This window comes from Alkalispirochaeta alkalica DSM 8900 (assembly GCF_000373545.1).
In the GTDB taxonomy this organism is placed as follows: Bacteria; Spirochaetota; Spirochaetia; order DSM-27196; family Alkalispirochaetaceae; genus Alkalispirochaeta; species Alkalispirochaeta alkalica.
In genome coordinates this window covers 143006-167468 of sequence record NZ_KB891692.1, presented here as the reverse complement: position 1 = coordinate 167468, position 24463 = coordinate 143006, and the positions used below count along the sequence as shown (strand labels likewise).

Genomic DNA, 24463 nt, shown 5'->3' with positions numbered 1-24463 from the left:
CTACTGGCCCGATGAAAAGACCTGATCCCGTTTGAGACCGGTAAGCTTCATCATGATTCCGATAACGGCCATGATAATAAGAATAAGAATAAACGACATGACCGAGGCGACACCGAGACGCATGATCTCCGTCTGCGCCAGGATCAGGACCGTCACGTGGTTCCAGCGAGCCGATACGAGGAAGATGATCGCACTGATAGCGGTCATACTCCGCACAAAGGAGAAGGTGGCCCCCGCAAAAAAGGCCGGCTTTATGAGCGGCAGGGTAACGTTCTGGAAGGTTCGGGCACTGCTCGCTCCCAGGTTTGTGGAGGACTCCTCGATCTCGGGCGATATCTGCTTCAGCGCGGCGATCCCGCTCTCCACGGCGATCGGTACATGGCGGAACACATAGGCCGTCACCAGGATAAAGGCCGTGCCGGACCAGCGGAAGGGAGCCACGTTAAAGGCCAGAACGTAGCCGATACCGATGGCAGTACCGGGAATGGCGTAGCTCAGCATCGCCAGAAGGCTCATGGCATTCCGGCCGGGGAAGCGCTTGCGCATCACCAGGAAGGCGATAGCTGTCCCCATGAGCGCCGTGATGGGCGTCGCGATCAGGGCCAGGAAGATCGTGTTCCTCAGGGTAGAGAGTCCCACATCCCAGCTGTAGTTGAAATGCCGCAGGGTAAAACTCCAGTCCACACCCCAGAGCCGGACAAAGCTCCCCACAATGATTGTACCGTAGAAGAGCACCACGATCACCGTAATTCCCAGGCAGAAAACCGTCAGGAGAGCCCTCAAGGCGGGGCTCGAGTTAGGCTTGCCCCGTTTTGAGGACTTGCCCGTGATGGTAGCGTAGGAACCGCGGCCCATGATGTACTTCTGGAGGAAGTAGACCATCACCGTGGGGATCAGCAGCAGTACCGCCAGGGCAGCACCCCGGGGCAGGTTACCCATTCCGGTAAACTCCAGGTAGGCCTGAACGGAGAGAACATCGAAACTCCCCCCGATCATGATGGGGTTTCCGAAATCGGTCATGGAACTGACAAAGACCACCAGCCAGGCAGCGAGGATACCCGGTTTTGCCAGAGGAAGGGTAATGGTGCGAAACACGGTGAACCGCGATGCCCCCAGGTTCATGGCGCAGGTCTCAACGTCGGGATCGATCCCCTGGAGGATCCCGCTCAGGGTAAGATAGGCAATGGGGAAGAGGTTGATCGTCTGCACCAGAACCAGCCCCGGCAGGCCGTAGATTCCGCTCGTATCGAGCCCCAGCAGACGGGCCGTGATCAGCCCGTTGCGTCCAAAGAGCAGGATAACCGAGAGGGCAAACATGAAGGGCGGAGATATGATCGGAAGGATCGCCATGGTCTGGAAAAACCCCCGAAAGCGGATTCCGCCCCGATAGATAGCAAAGGCAAAGACAAATCCCACGATCGTTGCCAGGGTGGCCACCACAGTACCCAGAAGGATGCTGTTTGTTATGGACCGCACATAGCGCACGCGGGAAAAGAGATCCTGATATACGGCGGTCGAAAATCCCCCGTCCTGGGTAAGACTCAGACGAAAGACCGCGTAGATAGGATAAATGATAAAGAGAGCAAGCATTGCGAATATCGCCAGAATCGTTATTACGACAACAGGCTCGCGAAGAACTTGCGCAAAATCAGCACGCCGGCGAGCCCGGGCTATTGCTTGTGACGACATCGGTTCTCCTTTTTCTGGATCACGTGTACCGGATCAGGTTAACAGGTTTGGCAAGAGTTATTGTCCGGGAGCCACAGGCCCCCGGACAACAGAAAGGGAATCGGTGGCCCGGACTACTCGGTCCGTGCCGAGGCGCCGATCGTATCGTTCCACTTGTCCACCAGGCGAGCCCGCTCCTGAGCGGCCCACTCGTCGTCCTGGTCGATCACGTTCACTTCCCGGATGGGGACCGCTCCCGGTGCGAGGGGCACATCCACGAAGGGAACCACGAACTGCTCGGCGTAGAGCTTTGCAGCGGTCTCTCCCAGAGCCCAGTCGAAGAGCTTCCGGGCGGCTTCCTGCTGATCCTCGGGCCCGTTGGCGATCAGGGAGACAGCGGCAACCTCGAAACCCGTACCCTCGGGAACGGTCATGGTCATGGGATATCCCTCGGCGATCAGCCGCACGATATCGTGGGCGTACCCGATGGCAACACCCACCTCACCGATAGCAACGTTACGTCCCGGTGCGGAGCCGGAGCGGGTATACTGGGTTATGTTGCGGTCCAGCCGCTCCATGTACTCGAATCCGCCCTCTTCCCCGTGAACCTGCACCATCGTGGCAAGCACGTTGTAGGAAGTTCCCGAAGATCCGGGGTTGGCCATCTGGACCTGGTTCCGGAGCCGGGGATCCAGGAGCGCTTCCCAGGAGTCGGGAGCATCAATCCCCAGGCGCTCCATAACGTTGTTGTTACTCGCGAAGGCCAGGGGACCGGCGTAGATTCCCGACCAGTAGCCGTCGGGATCCCGGAACTGCTCGGGCATGGTAGCTGCCGGAGAGTTGTAGGGAGTTGTGAGGCCCTTGTTCTTCGCCTCGATATGACCAAGGCCCACTCCTCCGTACCAGATACTGGCCTGGGGGTTCGCCCGCTCGGCCTCGATCCGGGCCACGGCTTCTCCCGTGGAGAGACGCACCCAATCAACCTGGATACCCGTCTCCCGGGTGAAGGCAGCAAAGACGTTCCGTGCCAGCTCTTCGTCCAGGGTCGTGTACGCCGTAATCCGCTGTCCTGCTTCCTGGCGGCCTCCTGCAAAGAGCACCGTGGCGCTCATCAGGGCCACAAGACCAAGCATCATCGCTTTTTTCATGACAATCCTCCTTCAGATAATTCCGTGCAAATCGTTCACGGATGCACTATTGTAGGTGCCTCTCCGCAAAATTCACAAGGAACAATCAGGTTACAGTTACGTTAGATTTTGGTTACAGGACAGAAGATCACGAAAAAAATCATCACCAGGGGATTTCCCGGCGAGCCCCGCTACAGCCCCGGCGATCTCACCCCTCGGCAAGATAGTAGCCCATGCCGCGACGGTTCAGGATGTACAGGGGCCGCGAAGGATCGGGTTCGATCTTCTGCCGGAGACGCCGGATATTTACCTTCACCATCTCGGCACCTCCCTCCCAGTCGGAGCTGTTCCATATCCGTTCCAGGATCGTCTCCACCGCCACGGGGTGGCCCGGCGCCAGGGCCAGTAGCGAGAGCAGACGAAACTCGGTAACCGTGAGCTGCACCGCCACCTCGCCCCGAAAGACCTCGCCCCGCAGCGGATCGATCCGGAGATCCCCCAGGACCAGAGGTTCCCGAAGAAAGACCCCCTTGAGGGCTCCCCCGGGCGTCCCCTCCTGATCTTTCTGACCGGACCGCTCCCGGCCACGGGACCATTCCAGGAGCTTTTCCACCCGCAACAGCAACTCCCGGTGGTTGAAGGGCTTGGTCACATAATCGTCAGCCCCCTCTTCGAGGCCTTCCACCACCTGGTCATCCTTGTCGTGGGAGCTCAGAACCAGCACGAGGGTACCCCTCTCGTGGAGCACCCGGCAGACCTGGAGCCCCCCGATCCCGGGAAGGCCGATATCAAGAATCACCAGATCAGGGTTCCAGATTCGGGCTATCTCCAGAGCCGTATCGCCCCGACCGGCCGAGCGAACCTCATAGCCCTGATCCTCGAGGAGAAATACCAGAAGATCCACAATCGCCTGTTCGTCGTCCACCACCAGAACGCGCGCCATCTTTTCACCGCCCATGGGGTTCATCCTTTCTCATCCGGCTCCGGGGCCGATTCCGGAGTCGGCTCCAGGGGAAGGGTGAAGGAGACCATCGTCCCCAGACCGGAGGCCGTAGTAACATAGACCTTTCCCCCGTGGCGCTCGATCACGTTTCTCACGATGGCGAGCCCCAGCCCCGAACCCTGGAGAGATGCATCCGCCTGGGGCTCCTCCTGATAGAACTCCTCGAAGATCTTCTCCCGCCCCGCCCGGAGCAGACCGTGCCCGTTGTCACTCACCGTGAGGGAGACACAATGGTCGTGCTGGGTCACGGAGATGATCACCACCCCTCCCTCACCGGCGTGCTTTGCCGCGTTGTGAATGAGATTGGTCAGGACGTGGTAGATCCAGGTCTCGTTTCCCCGGGGACGCGAGAGAAGCGAGGGGAAGATGATACGCAAGGACTGGTGCCGTTCCTCCAGAAGGGGCTGCATGGAGGTCTTCACCCGCTGGACGATACGGCGCAGATTCAGATATTGCGCGTTCAGCGGCATCCATTCACGGCCCACCTTGATATCGGCCAGCATCGCCTCGGCGAACTGAACCATTCTGCAGGTGTTCTCGTGCATCGATTCGAGAAAGTGCCGCTGCCGGGGCGAGAGCGGACCGGGCAACTCCTCAAGCAACACCGCCGTGGTGGTCTGCATCACCGTCAGGGGTGTCCTGAGCTCGTGAGCCAGGGTAGAGAGGATACGGTTTTTCTCCTCCAGGGTGCGCCGCAGCTCGTGGAGCTCCTGCTCCCTCCGGCGCCCCGGAAAAAACCGGGAAATCCAGGACAAGGCCATGAGACAAGCATAACGAATTAATCAGATTTAGGGCACCACAGGAAGGCCCCCGGGCAGCTCTGCTCAAGGGTGTATACACAACTCCACAGAAGCACGCCCTGCCCGGATTCTGCGGGGTCTCCCATGACGCTACCGGGCCTCCCCAGATTCTGCCTGGCTGTGATAGGATGGGGAAAATTCCCGGGAGGTTCCTGTGGTCAAACACCTGGTATTCTGGAAACTGAAAGCCCGCGCGGCAGGCCGGTCGGCCGCTGAAAACGCCGGGGAGATACAAAAACGGCTCGAGGCGCTCCAGGGGCGCATTCCCGGCCTGCTCCGGATCGAGGCGGGGATCGACAGGAGCCGCACCGCTGCTTCGGCCGATCTTGCCCTCTACTCGGAGTTTTCCGACCAGCAGGCGCTCGAAAACTACCAGGCTCATCCCGAACACCAGGCCGTGGTGGACTTTATGGGCGAACTGGTGGAGTCCCGCCAGGTTGTGGATTACCTGGTCCCCGAGAATCCCCCCGGGTGATGCCTCCGGCCCGCCTGACCCGGCCCGCCCGAAGACTGCGGTCCCGCAGGCGCCCAGGCCCGAATATTTTCCTTGACAAAAGCCCGAGGGGCCGGTAGTTTTGCTCATGGCCCTTCACGGCCCTGGCAGGATCGGCGCCCCCCAGGGTGACCTTCCGCAGGGGTGCACCGGGCCTGCCGAGATCGGGGAATTAGCTCAGTTGGCTAGAGCGGTTGGTTCGCAATCAACAGGTCACCGGTTCGAATCCGGTATTCTCCAGAACTAGCAAAAAAGCCGCCCCGGAGCGGCTTTTTTGACCCTCCACCCCCGGAGCCCGAGACTCCAGGGGCAGCCCGCCGGGGATTAAATCTCCAGGGTGTGATGCCCGTGATAGAGCGAATCCCGCAACTCCCGCACATCATCGCTCTTGAGGTACTCGTCAAGAGACATGGTCTTGTCGATGATCCCCCCGGGGGTGAGCTCCACGATCCTGTTTGCCACGGTATTCACAAACTCGTGGTCGTGACTGGAAAAGAGAACGTTTCCCGGAAAATCGATGAGGGCGTCGTTCAAGGCGGTGATCGATTCCAGATCCAGGTGGTTCGTGGGCTCGTCCAGAATCAGGGCGTTGGGACGGGACAGCATAAGCATCGAGAGCATGCACCGCACCCGCTCCCCTCCCGAGAGAACCTTGACGCTCTTCAAGGACTCATCCCCCGAGAAGAGCATTCGCCCCAGAAACCCCCGGACGTAGGCCTCCTCCTCGATCCTGGTGTACTGGCGAAGCCAGTCGATGATCGAGAGATCGGTCTCGAAATGGGAGCTGTTATCCTTGGGAAAGTATCCCGCTGTCATGGTGGTGCCCCACTCGTACTCGCCGGTTTCACCCTCGGCCTCGCCGGCCAGGACGGAGAAGAGCGCCGTCTTTGCCTGGTGGTAGGGGCCAACAAAGGCGATCTTGTCCCCCGGGTGCACCGTGAGCGTCAGATCCTTCAGTACATCCTCGCCCTCGACGGAAAGCGAGAGCCCCCGTATCTCCAGCGCCTTCTTGCCCGGTTCCCGTTCGGGATCGAAGTTGACATAGGGACGTTTCCGGCTTGAGGGCTGGATATCGTCGATCGAGAGTTTGTCGATCAGCTTCTGACGGCTCGTGGCCTGGCGCGACCGGGCCGCGTTTGAGGAGAAGCGCTGAATAAACTCGCGCAGTTCCGCCACCTTGTCCTCGCGGCGTTTTTTCTCGTCCCGCATCTGCTTCTGAATGAGCTGACTGGAGTGGTACCAGAAATCGTAGTTACCCACGTAGAGCTGGATCTTGCCGAAATCGATGTCGGCGATGTGGGTACAGACGGTGTTCAGGAAGTGCCGGTCGTGACTCACCACGATCACGGTATTGGGGAAGCCGTAGAGAAAGTCCTCGAGCCACGACACCGATTCGAGATCCAGGTTGTTCGTGGGCTCGTCGAGAAGCAGGATATCGGGCTCGCCGAAGAGCGCCTGGGCCAGAAGGACCCGCACTTTCTGCCCTCCCTCAAGATCGGCCATGAGCTTGTGGTGGTATTTTTCCTCTATCCCCAGACCGGAGAGCATGCGGGCCGCCTCGGATTCGGCCTCCCAGCCCCCCATCTCGGCGAACTCGCCTTCCAGTTCCGCCGCCCTGAGTCCGTCCTCTTCAGTAAAGTCCTCTTTCTGGTAGATCGCGTCCTTTTCTACCATCACATCGTAGAGCTTCCGGTAGCCCATGATGACGGTATGCAGCACGGGATACTGATCGAACTGAAACTGATCCTGCTGGAGCACGGCCAGCCGTTCTCCCGGCGTGATCGCGATGGTTCCGCTGTCGGGGGTTATCTCTCCCGAGAGGATCTTGAGGAACGTCGATTTTCCGGCCCCGTTCGCCCCGATGATGCCGTAGCAGTTCCCGGGGGTGAACTTGATGTTCACGTCCTTGAAGAGAGCCCTCTGGCCAAAAGAGAGGGTTACGTTTGATGCACTAATCATATATCTATCCTTGTGAGTTGGTTTCCGGTGTGACGATGCAACAGGGTCTACCCAGGGGAGTGCAGAAGCACCCCCTGGGAGGGAGTATAAACGGGAGCGGGCGCTCTAATCTACCGTGTCGCGCTTGATTTTTTTTGTGGAGGTGGTGGCCATCTCCTGCTCCACCAGCTGCGTCCGGGAGATTCGCTGATAGGGCTGAAGCCGCTTGTTTACCTCGTCCACGATCGCCTTGATTCGAGCCTCCACCTCCCGGGATGACGCTTCCTGATCCGGCCCGGCTCCGCCGGGAGCTCCCGCTGCGAAGAAATCCCTGTTGGGGTACACCAGAGCTTCGATCAGCTCTGCCCCCGGGGTCCGCTCGGACTGGTAGCCCCGCACCAGAATCTGGGCGATCTCGTCGTAGAGCTGAAAGGCGTTTTCGATCTCCTCGGGGTAGACGTTCTTCCCCCCCTCGCTGACAATCAGGTTCTTGGCGCGCCCCGTCAGGTAGAGGTACTGTTCGTCGTCCAGATACCCCATGTCGCCCGTCCGGAAGTAGCCGTCGTCGGTGAAGACCTGGGCCGTCTCCCGGGGCATCTCGTAATAGCCCTGCATAACCATGGGGCCCTTTACCACGATCTCACCCACACCCCGCTCGTCGGCGTCGATGATGCGGATATCCGTCTCGGGGAGGACCTTCCCCACGCTGGTCTCCTTGTAGCGTTCCACGGGGTTCAGGGTGAGGATGGGCGATGTCTCGGTGAGACCGTAGCCCTGGATGAAATCGATCCCCAGCTGGTTGTAGGCGCGGAAGACGCTGGGCGCCAGCGGCCCCCCTCCGGAGATGCAGATACGGATTGTGGAGAGCGAGGCCTTCTCCAGGACGGTGCTGAAGAGCCGTTTCCCGAGGTTAATCCCCGTGAGTTTCTTGACCAGACCGCTCTTCCACATGAGGATGCGGATGATTCCGTACACCACGGGGCCCTTCTCGCGGATACCCCGCATGATCCCCGCCAGCAGCTTGTTGAAGAGCAGGGGGACCCCGAGAAACATGGTAACCTTCGCGGCCCGCAGGTCGTGAAGGACCTGGGAGATCACCACACGCTTTCCGAAGACCGTCTCGGCCCCCACGGAGAGGCTCTCGATGAAGACCGCCAGCATGCAGTAGCTATGGTGCAGCGGCAGAAGCGCGTAGAACACATCGGTATGATAGAGCGTCAGGTGCGCCTGGGCCAGAAAGCAGTCGGCTACCAGGTTCTCGTGAGAGAGGACAACGCCCTTGGGACGCCCCGTTGTGCCCGAGGTGAAGAGGATCGCCGCCGGGGTCTCCACCGGGACCGACGGAAGCTCTTCCTCCTGGTCCACGGGCTCTCCCGCAGGCTGGCCCTGCTCCCGGCCCGGAGGGGGGGCGAGGGAGTACAGGTAGGGTTCTTTCGAGCGGGCCAGACTAAGCACCGCCTTCAGCGGAACCGCCCCGGCCTGGAAGAAATCGAACCGTTCCTCGTCAACGAAGAGAACCTCGGCCCCCCCCGCCCTGATGAGGGTTGCGATCTCCTCCTGGTGGAGCTGGTAATCGATGGGNACCACCACGGCNCCGGCAAAGAGCACCCCCAGATAGGCCACGGCCCATTCGGGGCTGTTCTTGCCCGTCACGGCGACGCGATCCCCCGGGCGAACACCCAGGGAACGCAGATGCCGCGCCACGGCGGTGATCCGTTCGTGGGCCTCCCGGTAGGTGAGAGAGACCCGCCCGGGCTCGTACACGGTAAAACAGGGACGGTCCGGGAACCGCCGGAGGGATATCTCGAATACCTGGGGAAGGGTGGGCCATCTGCCGGAGAAGAGCTCTCCCCGGTAGTCGTCCAGAAAATCCCAGGGAAGGGATCGGCTCTTGGTTGTTGTCTGTGCCATTGCTACCAGTCTACACCCTCCCATGGTGCGTTGCAAAGGTTCCCGTCCCCCAAAGGACCCGCCCCGAGGGGGTTTGTTCCTGTTGACAGTACCGCAGGGCGGTCCCTACAATGGAGGAAACGGGCAGAAGAGAGGTGTCTCGCCCGCATCGACGTGTGGAAGCGCCAAGCCGGACAGACAGCCCCGGTTTTTTGTTTTTCTGCGGGGCACTTACATCTGCGGAGCACTCAGAACAGACGCAAGCCGCAAGGAGGCTTCCATCATGACCATTGCAAATGATTCAGTAGTAACAATCCAGTACACTCTCCGCAACGGAGAGGGCTCGGTCCTCGACTCTTCCGACGAGACGGGGGGGCTGGCCTATCTCCACGGCCACCAGAACATCATCCCCGGGCTGGAATCGGCCCTGGAAGGAAAGTCCGTGGGCGACACGGTGAACACCACCATCGCTCCCGCCGATGGCTACGGCGAACGCCAGGAGGAGCTGGTCTTCACCGTTCCCCGAGACCGACTCCCCTCGGAGGAAGCCCTTACCCCGGGGATGCAGTTCCGTGCCCAGGCCGCAGAGGGCCAGGACCTGGTGGTAACTCTTGTTGAGGTGGGCGACGAGCAGGTAACCCTCGACGGAAACCACCCCCTGGCGGGCGAGACCCTGGTCTTCGACGTGGAGATTACCGATGTCCGCGCAGCCACGGCCGACGAGCTCGACCACGGCCACGTCCACCAGGGTCCCGGCGGCGTAGACCACTAGACCCCAGGCAGAGGCTCCCCGCCGGAGAATCTGCCTGGGTCCGCCAGGGNCCGCCAGAGATCGGGAATCAGAGATCGGGAAAGCGGGGAGGTGGCTCCGAGGGGTGGTCCGGACCGGGTCTTCGCGGGCCGGTCCGGAAGCTCCCCGCCACGGCGGCGGCGTAGATCTCTTCCAGCAGATCGGCGCTGCGGTTCACGTCGTGGCCACGGGCGATCTCTATACTCCGCCGGGAAAACCGGGCGTAGAGCTCCCCATCGGAGGTGATCTGAAGCGCCCGGGCGGCGATCTCCTGATCGTCGAAGGGCCTCGCCAGATACCCGTTCTCTTCGGGGTGGATNAGCTCGGGCAGCGCGTAGGAATCGACACCCACGGCGGGAAGCCCGCTGGCNAGAGCCTCCAGAACCACCAGCCCCTGGGTCTCCATGGTGGAGGCCGTCAGAAAACAGTCGTACCGGGGATAGAGCCGGGCCAGTTCCTCCCGGGAGACGAAGCCCATGAAATTGACCGACCCGGAAATCCCCAGCCGTTCAGCCTCTACCCGCAGGGAGGAAAGGGCCGGGCCGTCACCCACGATGTCCAGCCGCGCCCGGGGNTGCTCCTGGCGGATTCTGGAAAAGGCCCAGAGCAGGATGTCCACGTTTTTTTCAAAGGAGATCCGNCCTGCGTGGAGATAGCGGATCTCCTCACCCGCGAGCTGNCGGGGCTCCCCGTGGAAGGTCTCGAGATCGAGACCGTTGGAGACGATTTTCAGGGGACGACGAACCCCGGCAGCGCGAAGTTCCGCCGCGATCAGTTCCGTGGGTGAGATGACCACCTCGCACCGGTTATAGAGCTCGTTGGTCAGGCGCAGGATGATCTTGTTCGCCAGCGAACGCCGGGGCGAGTGCTCGGCCCGGCTCAATTCGGTCCTGAGATCCAGCGAGAGGGTATCCTTGACCTTCTCCACCAGTTTGTCCAGCTTGAACAACCGATAGGGTGAGAGATACATCCCCACCTCGTTCACCATGGTGTGATAGGTGCCCACCACGGGCACCGAGTAGAGCCGGGCTGCGGCGATGCCGTACTGGCCGAGGAGCCCGGGGGTCTGGATGTGAACCAGGTCGGGTTTTTCGGACATGGCTTCCCGGATCCTCCGGAGCGAGAGTCGCGCCAGCTTGACCTCGGGATAGGAGGGAAGGGCCCTGTTGGGAAAGCGGATGATCCTGATGCCCTTACCCTCGCCCTCACTGTAACCNGGCTCACTGTGACCGGACTCACTGTGATCGGGCTGATTGTGGTCATCACCGTACTGGGGCGCGCAAATAATGAAGTCGTGCCCCTTNGCCACCAGAAGCCGACAAAACTGGTCCGTCGATATTCCGACGCCGTCGATCTTCGGGAGATAGGTATCGGTAAAAATCACAATTTTCATACATTTCACCCCCGCCATAGTATAAACACTCTTCTCCAGAGGGGAAAGGAGATGCCTCCGGCCCCTGCCCTATGGTACATTCTTCTCATGGATTTTACACTCACCACGCCGGCTCTGCTCTTCCCCGGAATATCCCTGCTCCTGCTTGCCTATACCAACCGCTTTATCACCCTGGCGGGTCTGGTGCGCCAGCTTCACCAGCAGTACCAGCAAGATCCCAGAACCCACGTGGCGGGACAGATCAGGAACCTCCGGATTCGCCTGAAGATCATCGTCTGGATGCAAGCCATGGGGGTGACCTCCTTCTTTCTCTGCGTGGTCACCATGCTGCTGCTCTTCATGGGCCGGATTCTGGCGGGAGAGGTTCTCTTTATCGCGGCCCTGGCGGCGATGCTGGCCTCGCTGGGCCTCTCGCTCTGGGAGGTGAATATTTCTATCGGGGCGCTCAAGCTCCAGCTCGCCGATATGGACAAGGCCGATATGGCCAGACCCGGCAGGAACAGACCCGGCAGGGGCANGCCAGACAGAAACACATCAGACAGGGACACCCCCGGCNGGGGCGAGCCGGGCAGGACTGACCCATGAAAGGATTGACCTGGAGGGTCAAACTCGGCTTTGGCGCAGGGGATCTGGGAGGAAACCTCTTCTTCACCATGAGCGGCTTCTATCTGCTCTTTTACCTGACCGACGTGGCGGGAATGGCCGCNGCCACGGCGGGTACGGCCCTGATGATCGGAAAGATCTGGGACGCCCTGAGCGATCCCCTCACGGGGTATCTCTCGGATCGAACCCCGGGACGCTTCGGACGACGTCGCCCCTGGATTTTTGCCGGGGCCTGGCTGATCTGGGCGGGGCTGATCATGATGTTTCTGCCTCCCCGGGGGCAGCCCTTTCTCTGGGTTGTCCTGACGTACTGTCTGGTAAACACGGGCTACACCTTCATCAACATTCCCTACGGGGCTCTCACACCGGACCTGACCGACGATTTTCACGAGAGAACCCTCCTCAACGGCTACCGCATGTCCTTTGCCGTGGTGGGGACCTTCATCGGCGCCGGGGCGATCCTTCCCCTGGTGAACCTCTTCGGGGGCGGTGCGCCGGGGTGGGTGGCCATGAGTGCCGTTATNGGCGGGGTGATCGCCGCCTCCAGCCTGGTGGTGGTTGCAGCGATCCGGGAGAAGCCCTGGCGCGGAAATCTGNCGGGCCAGAACCTTCTGANGTCGCACCTGGCGGTACTCCGCCTGAGGCCATTCCTGCTGGCCCTGATTCCCTGGTCCCTCCACATCGCGGGGATCAATATTCTCCAGGGAGCACTCCTCTANTATTTCCGCTTCATCTACCGCGACGAGGGGGCCTTTCAGATCGCCCTGCCCATCCTCCTGGGGGCCACCATGGTCTGCATTCCCCTGTGGGTCCGGATATCGGCCCATATCGGCAAGCGGAGCAGCTACAACCTGGGTATGGGGATCTTTGCGGCAGCGGTGCTGATCTTCTACGTGCTGGGGCACCGCACCGGTCCCGGCCTGGCCTACCTCATCATGGCCGTAGCCGGGGCGGGCTTTGCCACGCAGTACGTGATGCCCTTTGCGATCCTCCCCGATATCGTGGACTACGACTACGCCGAGAACGGTCTCCGGCGGGAAGGCGTCTTTTACGGCCAGTGGACCTTCATGGCCAAAATCGGCCAGGCCCTGGGNATCGCCCTGAACGGCTGGATCCTCNCCCTCTTCGGATACCGCGAGGCCCTGGGAGGAGTAGTTCCCGAGCAGCCCCCCTCGGCCCTGCTCGGAATTCGCCTTATCGCCGGTCCGCTGCCGGCGCTCTGCTTCATTGCGGGGATCGTGATTCTCCACTTCTACCCCATCACCCGGGCCCGTCACGATGAGATCCGGCAACGGATCGCCCTGAAAGAGGCCGAAGAGAAGNGGTTACCCCNGGAGCCCCGGGAATGATCTCTCCAAAATCGGCCCGAACCGTGCTAAGCTGTCACCCAGGGAAAACCGCACAACTCTGACAGGCGCCATCGCGGGCCTGCCCGGGAGGAGACATGAAGATGGAACAGAGGCGAGCCTCCTCGGCGAGGCGCCCATGAATGTGACCATTGCGGGAATCGGGGCCCCCTACCTTGAATACCCCCGGAAGGCTCACCACGACCCGGCCCGGGGGATCCTGGGGGGATCTGTGGCGGTGGCACTNTTTCACGCGGCGCAGCTCCTGCGTCCCCGGGGGATCCCCGTCTCGCTCTACGGCCTCCGGGGCAACGACTCCGCCGGAAACCGCCTGGTGGAGNTCCTCTCCAGGACGTCGATCCACTGGGATCACTTTATCCAGACCCCCGGAAAGACTCCCCAAGCCCGGTATGCCCGGGATGACAAGTCCCCCGGGGAGGGAACAGACCCTCCCTCCCAACCGGCGGGTCCGCCCGAGCTGTTCTACACTCCGGGCGTGACAGAGACCTTCCGGCTCAAGCATATCCCCGAGAGCTTCTACCGCCACAGCATCACCACCTTCGAAGCAACGGGGACGCTGGCGCCCCTCCTTTCCGGCCTTCACAAGGCGGTGGACCGGGCCCGGGCTGCCGGAGCGCTCACCATCGTCCACGACGCTCCGGACAGTTTNCTGATTCCCGAGGGAACCAGCCCGGGGAACCACAGCGGCGACAGCAACACCCGCAGTAGCTGCTTCNACGCTGCCGGGGGGGGCTCCGAGGCTCTTCAGCCCGCCTGGACAGCCACAGAGCTCCTGATTCTCACCGAGACCAGGGCCCTGACGCTCACGGGCCAGTCCGGGNCCTCCGAAGCGGCCCGGGAATTTCTCCGACGGGGCGTATCGGCCGTGGTCATCGCCTGCACCGGTGGCGNCATCCTCTTCAGGAGCAGCGCCGGAACCTTTCAGCCCCGGGAGGAGTCCCTCACCACCCAGCCCCTGCCAGCCTACTGGGAGCCCTTCACGGGAGCCCTTGTGGCTTCCCTGGCAGAGCAGATGGACCAGGGCAAGCAGGCCCTGGACCTCCACCAGGCGGTTCGCTGGGGGATCGCCACCAGCGAATACTGCAGGACCCAGGGGTCAGCTCTGGCGAGTCAACATCGCCCCCGGGAAAAACGCGAGCGAATCAGGGAAATTTTTCTCACCCTCTCCTGAGCGACTGCTCCCGGGGAGCCCGCTCCCGCGATCCCCGGCCCCCGGGAGCCCTATCCCGGGGAGGGCTCCCTCCCGGGGCAACTTCTCCTGAAGGGCTCTGTCCCCGGGGCGCGGCGGGGCTCGCCGCACCGGACCGCGCCCGGGGAACGCCNCTCCCCGGGGTTTTTTCTGCAATTTTGTCGGTCGATGACCGAATTTTTATTGACAGTGCCTCCCGTCCGCTGTAGTTTGAATTTANCTATTTATCTTTTATCAATGAGGAGGCGCAGCATGCGCGAGATGCTGGGTCACGGCCCGGGGAAAGTGTACCTCCTGTTTCTTCTGGCAACGGTGGTTGCCCTGGCAGCCACGGTTTTCACGGGGTTACTCGAACTACCTCCCGGCGGTGAACCGATTCTGATTTTCGGGTGGATGACCATGCCCCTCTTCACGGGNGTCTCCTTTGTGGCGGCCTGGCTGGTGTCCTACGTGATCTATTTTTTCTTTTTCTGGCCCTATCGCTGACCCCCGGGAGGTACCGTGATGACATTCGATCTCTTTGCCCTGGCTCTTTTCGGCCTGATTATCATCGTCATGGCCGCCTACGGCTACAAAATCTCGGCGCGTACGGCCGAGGACTTCATGCTGGGCGGACGCACCATCGGCGTGGTGGTGATGTTTTTCTTTGTTCTCTTCGCCATCTCCTCGAGCTGGACCTTCTACGGCTTCCCGGGGGTTCTCTACCGGGAGGGCCCGGGCTATGTTTTCTTCATCTGGGGATCCGTAGCNGGTTTCGCNGGCCTCTATATGTTCCTGGGACCCCGCTTGTGGGCCCTGGCGAAGCTGAACCAGTTTCTCTCGCCCGTGGAGCTCCTGGCTGAACGGTATCAGTCCAAAGCACTGCGGCTCATTCTTTCGGTGACGATCCTGGCCTTCATCGTTCCCTACGTGGGGGTACAGCCCNTGGGCGTGGGCCGGGGGTTCGAGGCGCTCACGGGGCTCCCCCTCTGGGTGGGGGCGGCCTACACGGCGGTTCTCCTGATCGTCCTGGTCCTTCTGGGGGGAATGAGGATCGTCGCCTGGGTGAATATCTTTCTGGGCACGGTCTACGTGACGGCCCTGCTGGGTTCCCTGGTGTGGATCGTGGCGGTTCTCTTTCCCCAGGGGGGGCTCGCCGAGGCGGCGGCCCGGATCGCCCAGGCCGAACCGGCAAAGCTGGCAGCTCCCGGGCCTGAGGGAACCTACACCCCCGTACTGATCTTCGGAACCTTCGTGGTAGGCCTTCTGGCTTTCTCCTGGCCCCATATCACCATCGGTGCCATGACGGCCCGGGACAAGAAGCTCTTCAAGTGGTTTCCCCTGCTGATCTTCACCCTGGGAGGGCTTTTCTTCTACATTATTCCCTTCATCTGGGGTTCCCTGGTCGCTCCGGCCGTGGCACCGGGCATAACCGATCCCGCCGAGGCCGATCGAATAGTCCAGACCATCATTCAAACCTATCTNCCCGCCTGGTTTGGGGTCTTTGTCCTCATGGGTGTTGTGGCCGCCGCAATTTCCACCGCNGCGGTACAACTCATGATGTCCAGTATTCTCGTGGCCCGCGATCTGGTGCAGGGGGTAATCAATCCCCACGCCAGCGACCGGGAGATTACGGCCATCGCGCGATGGGCCGTGATCGGGATCGTGGCCGCCAGTCTCCTGGTAACGGCAGCGGTCGAACTGGGTCTGGGCCAGGAGGCGATGGCGCTCTATCTTACCGACGTGAGTGTGCCGGGCTTTGCCCAATGGGCGCCGGCTCTGGTGGGAGGACTCCTCTGGAAGCGGGGATCAAGACAGGGAGCTATCGCAGCGACCCTGACGGGGACNATATATCTCATCCTGGGACTGATCGTGCGCGATGCCCAGGGTGCCCGGGTTCTGCTCTTCGATCTTCATCCCGTGATTCCCACCCTTCCCCTGAACGCCCTGGTCTATGTGGTGGTGAGTCTCCTGAGCCCTCCCATAGACGAGCAGACCGAGGCGATCTTTTTTGACGAGGTGGAGGAGTTTCTCCTCGCCGAGAGCACCCGCTGATTCCGGAGGAGAACTCCGGGAGGAGGAGCAAAATCATGGCTTTCAATTTTTTCAGGAAAAGCACCGGGGCATCCCGGCGCGGGAACTCCCCACAGGAGGATGCCCGCCAGGAACCTCCCGGGGCTCCGGGCCCCCGGGGGTTCAGACTTATCTTCAACCCCTCGGGTGACGCCGCCGATATCCTGGCCTACGCCACGGGGCTGGCCGAGGGACGAATTGCCGGAAAATATATGCTCTCCAAGGACCAGCTGCCCGATACGGTGGTGATCCAGGGGGTCTCCCGCAAGGGCATTATCGCCGGGGCGGACCTCTCGGTGGACCAGGAGGCAGCAAAACGGGAGGAGATCGACGTGGCCCGCCAGCCCCGAAGCGGCCGCTCGGGGGCACAGCCCGTAGATACGGTCTCGCTGGGGGCGCTCATGACCGGGGCTTCCGACTCCTTCACCGCCGAGCGGGTGGAGATGGATCAACCGGCGGTTCTGCTCTACACCTCGGGTACCACGGGAAAACCCAAGGGGGTCATGCTGAGCCATGCCAATTTCTACGCCCAGTGCTCCCAGGTGGTTCCCTCGGTAATGGAGATGCGGACCGAGGACCGGGTAGTTCTGGTGCTTCCCCTGTTTCACGTCTACGGTCTTTCCAACGGTCTGGTTGCTTCGGTTTTCAACGGCTGCTCCATGGCCCTGGTCTCGCACTACTCCCCGGCAAACCTGCTGGCCACCATCACGGAACAGGAGGCCACCCTGCTGATCGCGATNCCCACGATGTACCAGCACCTTCTGCAATCGGCCCGCGTGCGAAAACAGACGATTCCCAAATCCCTGCGAGGGTGCATCTCCGGGGGTGCTCCCCTGGCCGTGGCAACGATCCAGGAGTTTGAGGAGCTCTTCCAGACCAGAATCAACGAGGGCTACGGTCTCACCGAGACGACCTCGGCGGTCTCGCTCAACCCCAGCGGGGAGGCCTACAAGGAGGGCTCCATCGGCCCTCCCGCAGGGAGTATCGAGATGGCGATCATGGACGAGGAAGGATCGCTGCTCCCGGATAACCAGGAGGGGGAGATCGTGATCCGGGGGCCTGTGGTTACCCAGGGCTACTGGAATAACCNCGAGGCCACCGACGAGGCGATCCACCACGGCTGGTTTCATACGGGGGACCTGGGCTATCGCGATGGCGACGGCTACTATTTCATCACAGACCGGAAGAAGGANCTGATCATCCGGGGCGGGTTCAACATATCACCCCGGGAGGTGGAGGAGACGATCGCCACCCATCAGGCGGTGCAGGAATCGGCCGTTGTGGCGGTCCGGGACAAGCGGGGACGCGAGGCGGTAAAGGCCTTTGTGGTACTCAAGGAAGCGGGCTCCCTGACCCAGGGAGAGCTTTCGGAGTTCTGCACGGCCCATCTTGCACCCTACAAGGTGCCCAAGCTCTTCGAGTTCGTCCAGGCCCTCCCCAAAAGCGCCGCCGGAAAGGTCCTGCGGCGGGAATTGCGCGGAGAGGTTCAGGACGATCGACTTATCAATCGGGAGGATTCCAGCCATGTCTAATCAGCCAATCCTGACAGAGCCGGCACCCCTGGGGGTTATCCTCCAGGAAGTTGCCCGGAAACTGAAGCGGAAAGAGGCNATTCGCTTCGCCAACCGTCAGATATCCTACGGCGAGCTCGACAAGAACGCCAACCGCGTAGCAAACGGCCTGAAAAAGCTCGGGATCGAACCGGGAGACAGGGTGGCGCTGATGCTCCCCAACATCCCCGAGTTCATCTACAGCTTCTACGGGATTCAGAAGCTGGGCGCCACGGCGGTGCCCTTCAACGCCATGTACAAGGGGCGGGAGATCGCCCATATCCTGAACGACAGCGGGGCCCGGGCGATCATTCTCCTGGCCAATTTTGTCAGTCTCCTCGACGAGATCCGCGACGAGGTTCCCGCCCTGGAGCAGGTTATCCTGGCGGGCCAGCGCACACTGGTCTTTGTCAGCCCCGATGCGACGGTGAATATCCAGTTCGTGGTGGAGAAAGCCCGCTTTGCCGACGGTGATGAGGCTTTTCGCAGGGTTGGCGGGATGCTGGAAAAAACCCTCCACGATCTTGGAGCCCACGAAGCCTGGTACAAACACCGGGGCAGCATCCGCGCCCGAGGCAGAAAACTGGCCACCATCCTGGTCTCGGAGATCGAAAATCTCTACGTGATCAACACGGTCTGCTTTCTGGCTCCCCTGAAGACGGAAGATTTTTTCCGGGTCATCTGGGTGACTCCCGAGGTGAAGGACAAGGTGATGGAACCCCTGATCAGCGTGGAAGAACTCACGGGAGCGCGGCCTCCCCTGGAGTCCTTCCGCGATGCCTTTGCAGCGCGCCTGGAGGAGGCCTTTGGAGAAAGTGTCGATCCGGGCGACCTGAAACGGGACGAGCTCTTTGGCTACGAAAAAACCCGAGCCCTGGCCTACCGGAGGTGATCATCTCCGGCCGGGGCCCGGGAGAACNGCACCTTCTGTTTTAAATCGGAAAATATATAGTGACAGAATGTAAAAAAGCGGGTATGGTATCGCACTAATTGTATGGTACGCCTTCTCGTAGTCGATAACGACCCGGACATTCTTGACCTCCTGCGAATCGGCCTGGAATCGCTGGGATACCAGGTTCGTACCGCCGAGAGCGGTCTGGCAGCGCTCAGGGCGATCGAGGAAGAGGTCCCCGATATTCTCGTTACGGACCTGATCATGCCCAACATCAGTGGCGAGAAGCTCCTGAAGATCATCAGGGCCGTCCCGGAGTGGAAGGGCCTCAAGACCATCGTGATCTCCGGCGTTGCCGCCGAGGCCCCGGAACTCCGCAAGGCCGTGCCCTGCGATATCTACATCGCCAAGGGGCCCATCGCCAGCACCCTCAAATATCTCCAGGATTCGATCAGCCATTTTGAGCAGATGCGGACCATCTGCNACAAGGGCCGCGTTGTGGGGGCCGACGAGATCCACTCGCGCCACATAACCCGGGAGCTGATCGACTTCAAGGCCGAGACAGACAAGATTCTGGATCACATCACCGACGGAATCTGCCGGGTCGATTCATCGCGGTCGGTCATATGGATGAACGTGGCCTTCAGCAACCTCCTGGAAACCCCGGAAGAGCTCATCCTGGGGCGTGATCTGGAAACGTTCCTCCACCCCGCAACCCGACCTGCCCTGGCGGCTCTCCTGGATGACCAGGATACCCTGGCGGTAGAGGTGGAGGTTCCGCTCTCGTCGGGGGGAACCCGGCTGGTCCGGGCCCGGAGAATATCGGCCCGGCCCCGGGGAGACTGCTGCACCACCCTGCTCTGGCAGGACGTGACGGACCGGCTCCTCTCGGAGGAGTACTACGAGAATATCGTGGAGAGTACGAGCAGTCTGATCTGCACCACCGACCAGGAGGGGTTCATAAATTACGTGAGCCGCTCCTGCCATCGCATGATAGGCCGCGCGCCCCAGGAGATGATCGGCAGAAAACCCTGGGATTACGTGGCCTGTTCCCACCGGGACCAGGCAGAGGAACGGTTCACCAGGATTCTGGGCGCCTTCCTCTCCGGAGAATCGCCCGAGACGAATCTCTGGGAGGTCCCCCTGATGTTACCCGACGGCACGGAGATCATAGGGGAGGTCCAGGCCAGCCCTTTTCGGAACAGGGCCAACCGGATCATGGGAATCCAGTTGGCCCTCACCGACATCACGGCCCGACGCCACCTGGAAGACGAACGGCAGGCCCTGCTCCACGAGGTTCAGCACCGGGTTCGGGACAACCTTCAGCTGGTGGCGAGCCTGGTCAGNATCAGCAATCCCCTCCACGTGGATACCAGGATCGCNGCGGTGAGCGAGGTCTTCGACGAGCTCTACCGGGAGCAATCCTTTTCCCGAATCAAGGCCCGGCCCCTGCTCGAGCGGATCATCTGCCTGGGCCTGACAACCCCGGAATACCGGGTAACGGCCGATGTCTCCTACCACGTGGAAGCGGAGTTCCTCCCCATGCGCGCCGCTGTACCCCTCTCGCTGATCATCACGGAGATCATGGAACGCCTCATGCCGGAACGGACCAGGCGCATCACCATCGCGGTCTCTCTTGTCTCCCGGGAAGAGCAGCTGGTCCTGACCATTACCGGGATATCTCCCGCCGAGGGGCTCTCGCTCCCCGAGGGGTGCCGCGAAGGCAATCACGCCTGGAACGAGGGGTGCCCCGACATGCTGGAGGTTCTGGCCAGCCAGCTCCGGGGAACCTGTCAGGANGAGACGCTCCCCGAAGGGTTAGGNTTCACCGTGGCCTTCGCCGAGGATCTCCTGGTATCGTAGCTCCAGGGCACGAAACAGCGCCTTCCCCAGGGGGGTGCAGAAACGGGGCCCGCTGGTAGCAAAAAACTCTTCCAGACGGGAATAGTCGGGGAAAGCCTGCCGGTTCTCCTCGGGGTCGTAGCGNCGGCCTCTCTCGTAGATCACCGCCTGGAGACACAGGTCGACCAGATTCATATCCCGTACGAACCGGGCCGTTTCGGTGGCACCCCGGGCGTACTCGCGCCAGAGTTCGNCCAGAANCGCCAGATCGGGGGAGCCCACCCCCGGCACCGTTCCCGTCTCTCCACAGAGCGCCTCCAGAGCCGCCGCCTCGAGCTCTTCTTTGACNNCTTCCGGAATGGTTCGGGCATCGGGGNAGACTCTCCGGGGAATATCACCGGTATCAACCTCGGCGATATCGTGAACCACCGCCATGGCGACGGCCCGGAAGGGGTCCACCTCCGGCGGAGCCAGGACGAGGCAGAGCTGCGCCGTACCCCAGCTGTGGTCGGCCACGGATTCGGGGCGCTCAACGCCCCGCAACACCCACCCCGTTCGGGCAACCTCCTTCAGCTCGGCAAACCGNTCCAGCCGATCCAGCANGGCCCCCAGCGCGGGGTCTGGAGACTCCGNNGAGGGGGNCGGCCCCTTCATGAACAGCACCCTCCCGACTCGGAGCCATGGTGAGGAGCCTCGTGAGGACCATCGGAAAAGGAGAGCTCCCGGCGCTCCTTCACAGACCGGTAGAAACACCGCCTGCGATGGGCCCCATCGGCCTGGCGGGTGTGGCAGACACCCTGTCCGTTCAGGCGCACCCGATAGAGAAGGGCATCCTGGTCGCAGTCCACCCGAACCTCTTCCACCGTCAGGGTGTCACCGCTGGTCTCGCCCTTGATCCAGAGCCTGTTCCGGCTGGTGCTCCAGAAGGCAGCCCGCCTCGAGGTCAGGGTTTCCTCCAGGGCCTCATCGTTGGCGTAGGCCACCATCAGGATATCGCCACTCTCCACCTCCTGAACCACCACGGGGAGAAGCCCTCCCCGCTTGCTGAACTGGGGCAGGAAGACATCGCCCTCCTCCATAACCCGGGAGATGACGGGATCACCCCCGATATCGCGCCGGAAGGTGATTCCCCGGAAAGAGAGCTGCAGCATCCTCTGGTAGGCCCGAAGCCGGGCCTCATCGGGATCGCCTGCCACGGCGGAGACGGTAAGAACGCGTCCCCCGGCGGTAGAAAGCCCCGCACCCTCCTCCTGAACCTCGTGAAAGAAGACCATCGACGTCCCCTGCCGGGCTTCGTCGCCCCCCCTCTGGTCGTGCAGAAACTCACCCGGGGAGGAGGGCCCGGGATACCCCGCTGCCACAGCCACCACCGAGCAGGCGGCGCCGGAACGCACCCCGAAGGAGCTCTCCCGGGCAGCCTCCATGAGTCGTCCCTGGGCGAGCCCCAGCAGGAGCCCCGCAAAATCGCCCTCCAGGAGCGGCAGCGTCACCTGCGCCTCGGGATCGCCGAAACGGATCTTGTAGTCCACCATCTGGGGACCGTCGTCGGAAAGGATCAGTCCGAAGTGGAGGAAGCCCCGATAGGCTCCTGCCCCGGGAGCCGCTTCCTGATGAATCGCCTCGATACTGGGCTTGATGATCAGGTCCTCAATCGACTGGATGATCCCGGGCGAGACCGCGGGGTTGGGGATGATCGCCCCCATGCCGCTGGTATTGGGCCCCTGCCCTCCCTCGCCGGCCTGCTCGTAGCTGCGGGCCACGGGCATGAGGAGGTACCCCGACTCGTCCACCAGGACGGTGAGGGAGACCCCGTCACCCCGGAGGTGTTTCTCTATAACAACCCGTTCCCCGGCGGCTCCGAAGCGACGCTGCCGCAGGGCCCCGTCGATAGCTATTTCGGCGGCGTCCCGGGAGGTACACACCGTCACTCCCGATCCCCGGGTGAGGCCATCGGCCTTTACAACTACGGGTATTCCCAGGTCATCCACCGCCGCGAGTGCCTGGTCGGTATCGCTGCAGGAGCGGAAGGGTGGGGTCGGTATTCCGTGACGAACCATCATCTCCTTGGCCGCCGTCTTGCTGCCCCCCAGGCGGGCTGCCTCGGCGGGAGGGCCCACCACAGGGATGCCCAGGCGCCGCACCTCGTCGGCGAGCCCCGCCACCAGAGGCGCCGCAGGCCCTACCACCACCAGGTCGGGAGACTCTCTTTCCAGGAGATCGGGCGTCACCTCCCCGGAGACGCACCGGTAGTCCCGGGCGATCCCGGGGTTCCCCGGAACAACCGTGACCTCCGCCGGAGACGCCCCCGCAGAGAGGCGCCAGGCGAGGGCGTGTTCCCTGGCACTGGAACCGACGACGAGAATTTTCACATTTCCCTCCTCGCTGATGCAGACGGACCCCGGGAGTTCTCCCGTTCAGGAAGGGGTCTCCGCGCGGAGCCCGGCCACCCGCTCACGGTGGGTGGCGCAAATCTGTCTGGTTCGGGCAGCGGCACGCCCGGTATACCGGGAGGGGTCCGCAAAAAATTCTTCCGGGTCCCCCCCTGTCAGACGCCGGTAAGTGGCGGAGACCACAGTCCACACCTCCTCGTCGGCCCGGGCCAGCTCCAGAAGCTCGCCCTGCCCCTCGTCGGCCGCCAGGGTAAGGCGCCGAACCTGCTCGTGGGCATCGGCCACCCCGCCGGCAGCAAGGAGGATATAGAGAGGCTCGGCGATCACCCGCCGGGCGCCTTCCCGAAGGTTCCGTTCGATCCCGCCCCGGTCGACCCGAAGGCGCTCGATGATGGAGCGCATNCGCTCCAGGGCTGCCACAAAACCCGCCACGTATTCTACCACGAAACGACCCGAGGCGGAGTTGGAAAGATCCCGCTGATGCTCCGAAATCTGGTCCATAAACCAGGTCATGGCCCGGGGCGAGAAGGCCTTCCAGAGACTCTTCACGTGCTCGGCGTTCCAGGGATTCCGTTTGTGGGGCATGGTGGAGGATCCCACCTGGCCCCGGGCAAAATATTCGGAGAACTCCCCGATCTCGGAGCGTTGCAGATGCCGCAGGTCGTCTGCCAGGTTTGCCACCACCCCGAAGGCGGTGTTCATCTCCAGAAGAAGCCGGAGAAGCGGCTCGGGACTCACAATCTGCGTGGCGTGCTCCCCCGGTTTGAGCCCCAGATCGGCAAGAACCTGCCGTTCCAGCTCTTCCGGATCGGGATGGAGTACGCTCGTGGCGTTATAGGCCCCCACGGCACCGGCCAGCTTGCCCCGGAGCTCCCCCGCTGCCCCGGCGATCCTGGCGATGCTGTCCCCCAGACGGGAAACATACTCCGCCAGGGCAAAGCCCAGGGTTATGGGAACCGCGTACTGGCCGTGGGTGCGCCCGATCGATACCGTCTCGGCCTCGTTCTCGGCCAGCTGAATCAGGAGTTCCTGAAGATCCAGAAGCAGTGGAACCACCACCTGCTGTGTCGCCTCGCGATACCGGATCGCAGCGGCTGTATCCAGAATATCCACCGAGGTAGCGCCCAGATGAACCAGGTGCTGCACCTCCTGCGGAACGTGACGCTGGATCACATTCACGATAGCCCGCACGTTGTGGCGGGTGGTCTCCTCTTCCCGGTAGACCTCACCGGCGCTGACCCGGCCGGGCAGATCCTGTATCTTTTCGAGATACTCCTCCCTGCGGGGATCATCGCGGAGCACGTGCGAAACCAGGTGCCGCAGCAATACCGCCTCCACCTGGACGCACTGCGCCACGGAGGCCTCCTCGCTGAGAATATCGGCCAGACGGTCAAAAAGAGCCTGGTTGGCCAGATAATACCGATGATCCAGGGGAGACAGATTGCGAAAACGATTCTCACTTTGCATACGCTATGA

The 24463-nt window shown here is 62.1% G+C and carries 18 protein-coding genes and 1 tRNA gene; 9 read left to right on the top strand and 10 right to left on the bottom strand.

Features of this window, described 5'->3' with window-relative positions; genetic code table 11:
• The 4 genes from B071_RS0102295 to B071_RS15425 form a co-directional block, all read right to left on the bottom strand.
• Entirely contained in the window at positions 1-1689 is a 1689-nt protein-coding gene (locus B071_RS0102295) for an ABC transporter permease (RefSeq protein ID WP_026244915.1), read from the bottom strand.
• 113 nt (positions 1690-1802) lie between these two features.
• Positions 1803-2816 (bottom strand): ABC transporter substrate-binding protein, encoded by a 1014-nt coding sequence (locus B071_RS0102290; protein WP_018525486.1) that lies wholly within the window; start codon positions 2814-2816, stop codon positions 1803-1805.
• A gap of 187 nt (positions 2817-3003) precedes the next feature.
• Positions 3004-3753 (bottom strand): response regulator transcription factor, encoded by a 750-nt coding sequence (locus B071_RS0102285; RefSeq protein ID WP_040587084.1) that lies wholly within the window; start codon positions 3751-3753, stop codon positions 3004-3006.
• A 5-nt stretch (positions 3754-3758) separates the two neighbouring features.
• Positions 3759-4559: a sensor histidine kinase gene (locus tag B071_RS15425; protein WP_018525484.1), complete on the bottom strand. Its 801-nt coding sequence runs from the start codon at positions 4557-4559 to the stop codon at positions 3759-3761.
• 193 nt (positions 4560-4752) lie between these two features.
• Here B071_RS15425 and B071_RS0102275 point away from each other — a divergent pair, with 193 nt between their 5' ends.
• A complete protein-coding gene (locus B071_RS0102275; protein ID WP_018525483.1) occupies positions 4753-5073 on the top strand; it encodes a Dabb family protein in 321 nt (106 codons plus the stop codon).
• Positions 5074-5257: 184 nt separating this feature from the next.
• Positions 5258-5331: transfer RNA gene (locus B071_RS0102270), tRNA-Ala, on the top strand.
• An 84-nt stretch (positions 5332-5415) separates the two neighbouring features.
• Here B071_RS0102270 and B071_RS0102265 read toward each other — a convergent pair.
• Together B071_RS0102265 and B071_RS0102260 are read right to left on the bottom strand one after the other, a co-directional pair.
• Complete coding sequence (locus tag B071_RS0102265) at positions 5416-7050, bottom strand: ABC-F family ATP-binding cassette domain-containing protein (protein WP_018525482.1); 1635 nt, start codon at positions 7048-7050, stop codon at positions 5416-5418.
• A gap of 105 nt (positions 7051-7155) precedes the next feature.
• Positions 7156-8940 (bottom strand): AMP-dependent synthetase/ligase, encoded by a 1785-nt coding sequence (locus tag B071_RS0102260; RefSeq protein ID WP_018525481.1) that lies wholly within the window; start codon positions 8938-8940, stop codon positions 7156-7158.
• Between the two features lie 262 nt (positions 8941-9202).
• On the opposite strand from B071_RS0102260, the gene B071_RS0102255 reads away from it, so the two are divergent.
• The gene (locus B071_RS0102255) at positions 9203-9691 is read left to right on the top strand and encodes an FKBP-type peptidyl-prolyl cis-trans isomerase (RefSeq protein WP_018525480.1); all 489 of its coding nucleotides are present in this window, start codon (positions 9203-9205) and stop codon (positions 9689-9691) included.
• Positions 9692-9758: 67 nt separating this feature from the next.
• Here B071_RS0102255 and B071_RS0102250 read toward each other — a convergent pair whose 3' ends face one another.
• On the bottom strand, positions 9759-11102 hold the full coding sequence (locus B071_RS0102250) for a glycosyltransferase (RefSeq protein ID WP_018525479.1): 1344 nt from the start codon (positions 11100-11102) through the stop codon (positions 9759-9761).
• Between the two features lie 51 nt (positions 11103-11153).
• Here B071_RS0102250 and B071_RS0102245 point away from each other — a divergent pair, with 51 nt between their 5' ends.
• The 6 genes from B071_RS0102245 to B071_RS0102210 all read left to right on the top strand — a co-directional run bounded on the left by B071_RS0102245 (position 11154) and on the right by B071_RS0102210 (position 20618).
• Entirely contained in the window at positions 11154-11687 is a 534-nt protein-coding gene (locus tag B071_RS0102245; protein ID WP_018525478.1) for a DUF2721 domain-containing protein, read from the top strand.
• Positions 11684-13054 (top strand): MFS transporter, encoded by a 1371-nt coding sequence (locus B071_RS0102240; RefSeq protein WP_018525477.1) that lies wholly within the window; start codon positions 11684-11686, stop codon positions 13052-13054. Before B071_RS0102245 ends, B071_RS0102240 begins: the two co-directional genes overlap by 4 nt.
• 1711 nt (positions 13055-14765) lie before the next feature.
• Entirely contained in the window at positions 14766-16295 is a 1530-nt protein-coding gene (locus B071_RS0102225; protein ID WP_018525474.1) for a sodium:solute symporter family protein, read from the top strand.
• A 35-nt stretch (positions 16296-16330) separates the two neighbouring features.
• Entirely contained in the window at positions 16331-17845 is a 1515-nt protein-coding gene (locus tag B071_RS0102220) for an AMP-binding protein (protein ID WP_018525473.1), read from the top strand.
• Positions 17838-18755, top strand: a complete 918-nt coding sequence (locus B071_RS0102215; RefSeq protein WP_018525472.1) for an AMP-binding protein — start codon at positions 17838-17840, stop codon at positions 18753-18755. The genes B071_RS0102220 and B071_RS0102215 overlap by 8 nt, the downstream gene beginning before the upstream one ends.
• Before the next feature lie 102 nt (positions 18756-18857).
• On the top strand, positions 18858-20618 hold the full coding sequence (locus B071_RS0102210; protein WP_018525471.1) for a response regulator: 1761 nt from the start codon (positions 18858-18860) through the stop codon (positions 20616-20618).
• Here the strand turns inward: B071_RS0102210 and B071_RS15420 are convergent.
• Genes B071_RS15420 through B071_RS0102195 form a run of 3 tightly spaced genes read right to left on the bottom strand, consistent with a single transcriptional unit; the run spans position 20574 to position 24454 of the window.
• Positions 20574-21251, bottom strand: coding sequence for an HD domain-containing protein (locus B071_RS15420; RefSeq protein WP_018525470.1), 678 nt, complete (start codon positions 21249-21251; stop codon positions 20574-20576). The genes B071_RS0102210 and B071_RS15420 overlap by 45 nt on opposite strands.
• Positions 21248-22966 carry a phosphoribosylamine--glycine ligase gene (gene purD, locus B071_RS20030; protein WP_018525469.1) on the bottom strand — a complete coding sequence of 573 codons (1719 nt, stop codon included), beginning with the start codon at positions 22964-22966 and terminating at the stop codon, positions 21248-21250. The genes B071_RS15420 and purD overlap by 4 nt, the downstream gene beginning before the upstream one ends.
• Before the next feature lie 45 nt (positions 22967-23011).
• Entirely contained in the window at positions 23012-24454 is a 1443-nt protein-coding gene (locus B071_RS0102195) for a lyase family protein (protein WP_018525468.1), read from the bottom strand.
• Between the last annotated feature and the right edge of the window lie 9 nt (positions 24455-24463).

Bases quoted from the DNA above. Each gene is read 5' to 3' on its own strand.
- B071_RS0102290 (WP_018525486.1), bottom strand. From the start codon at position 2,816: ATGAAAAAAGCGATGATGCTTGGTCTTGTGGCCCTGATGAGCGCCACG.
- B071_RS0102265 (WP_018525482.1), bottom strand. From the start codon at position 7,050: ATGATTAGTGCATCAAACGTAACCCTCTCTTTTGGCCAGAGGGCTCTC.
- B071_RS0102255 (WP_018525480.1), top strand. From the start codon at position 9,203: ATGACCATTGCAAATGATTCAGTAGTAACAATCCAGTACACTCTCCGC.
- B071_RS0102295 (WP_026244915.1), bottom strand. From the start codon at position 1,689: ATGTCGTCACAAGCAATAGCCCGGGCTCGCCGGCGTGCTGATTTTGCG.
- B071_RS15425 (WP_018525484.1), bottom strand. From the start codon at position 4,559: ATGGCCTTGTCCTGGATTTCCCGGTTTTTTCCGGGGCGCCGGAGGGAG.
- B071_RS0102285 (WP_040587084.1), bottom strand. From the start codon at position 3,753: ATGGGCGGTGAAAAGATGGCGCGCGTTCTGGTGGTGGACGACGAACAG.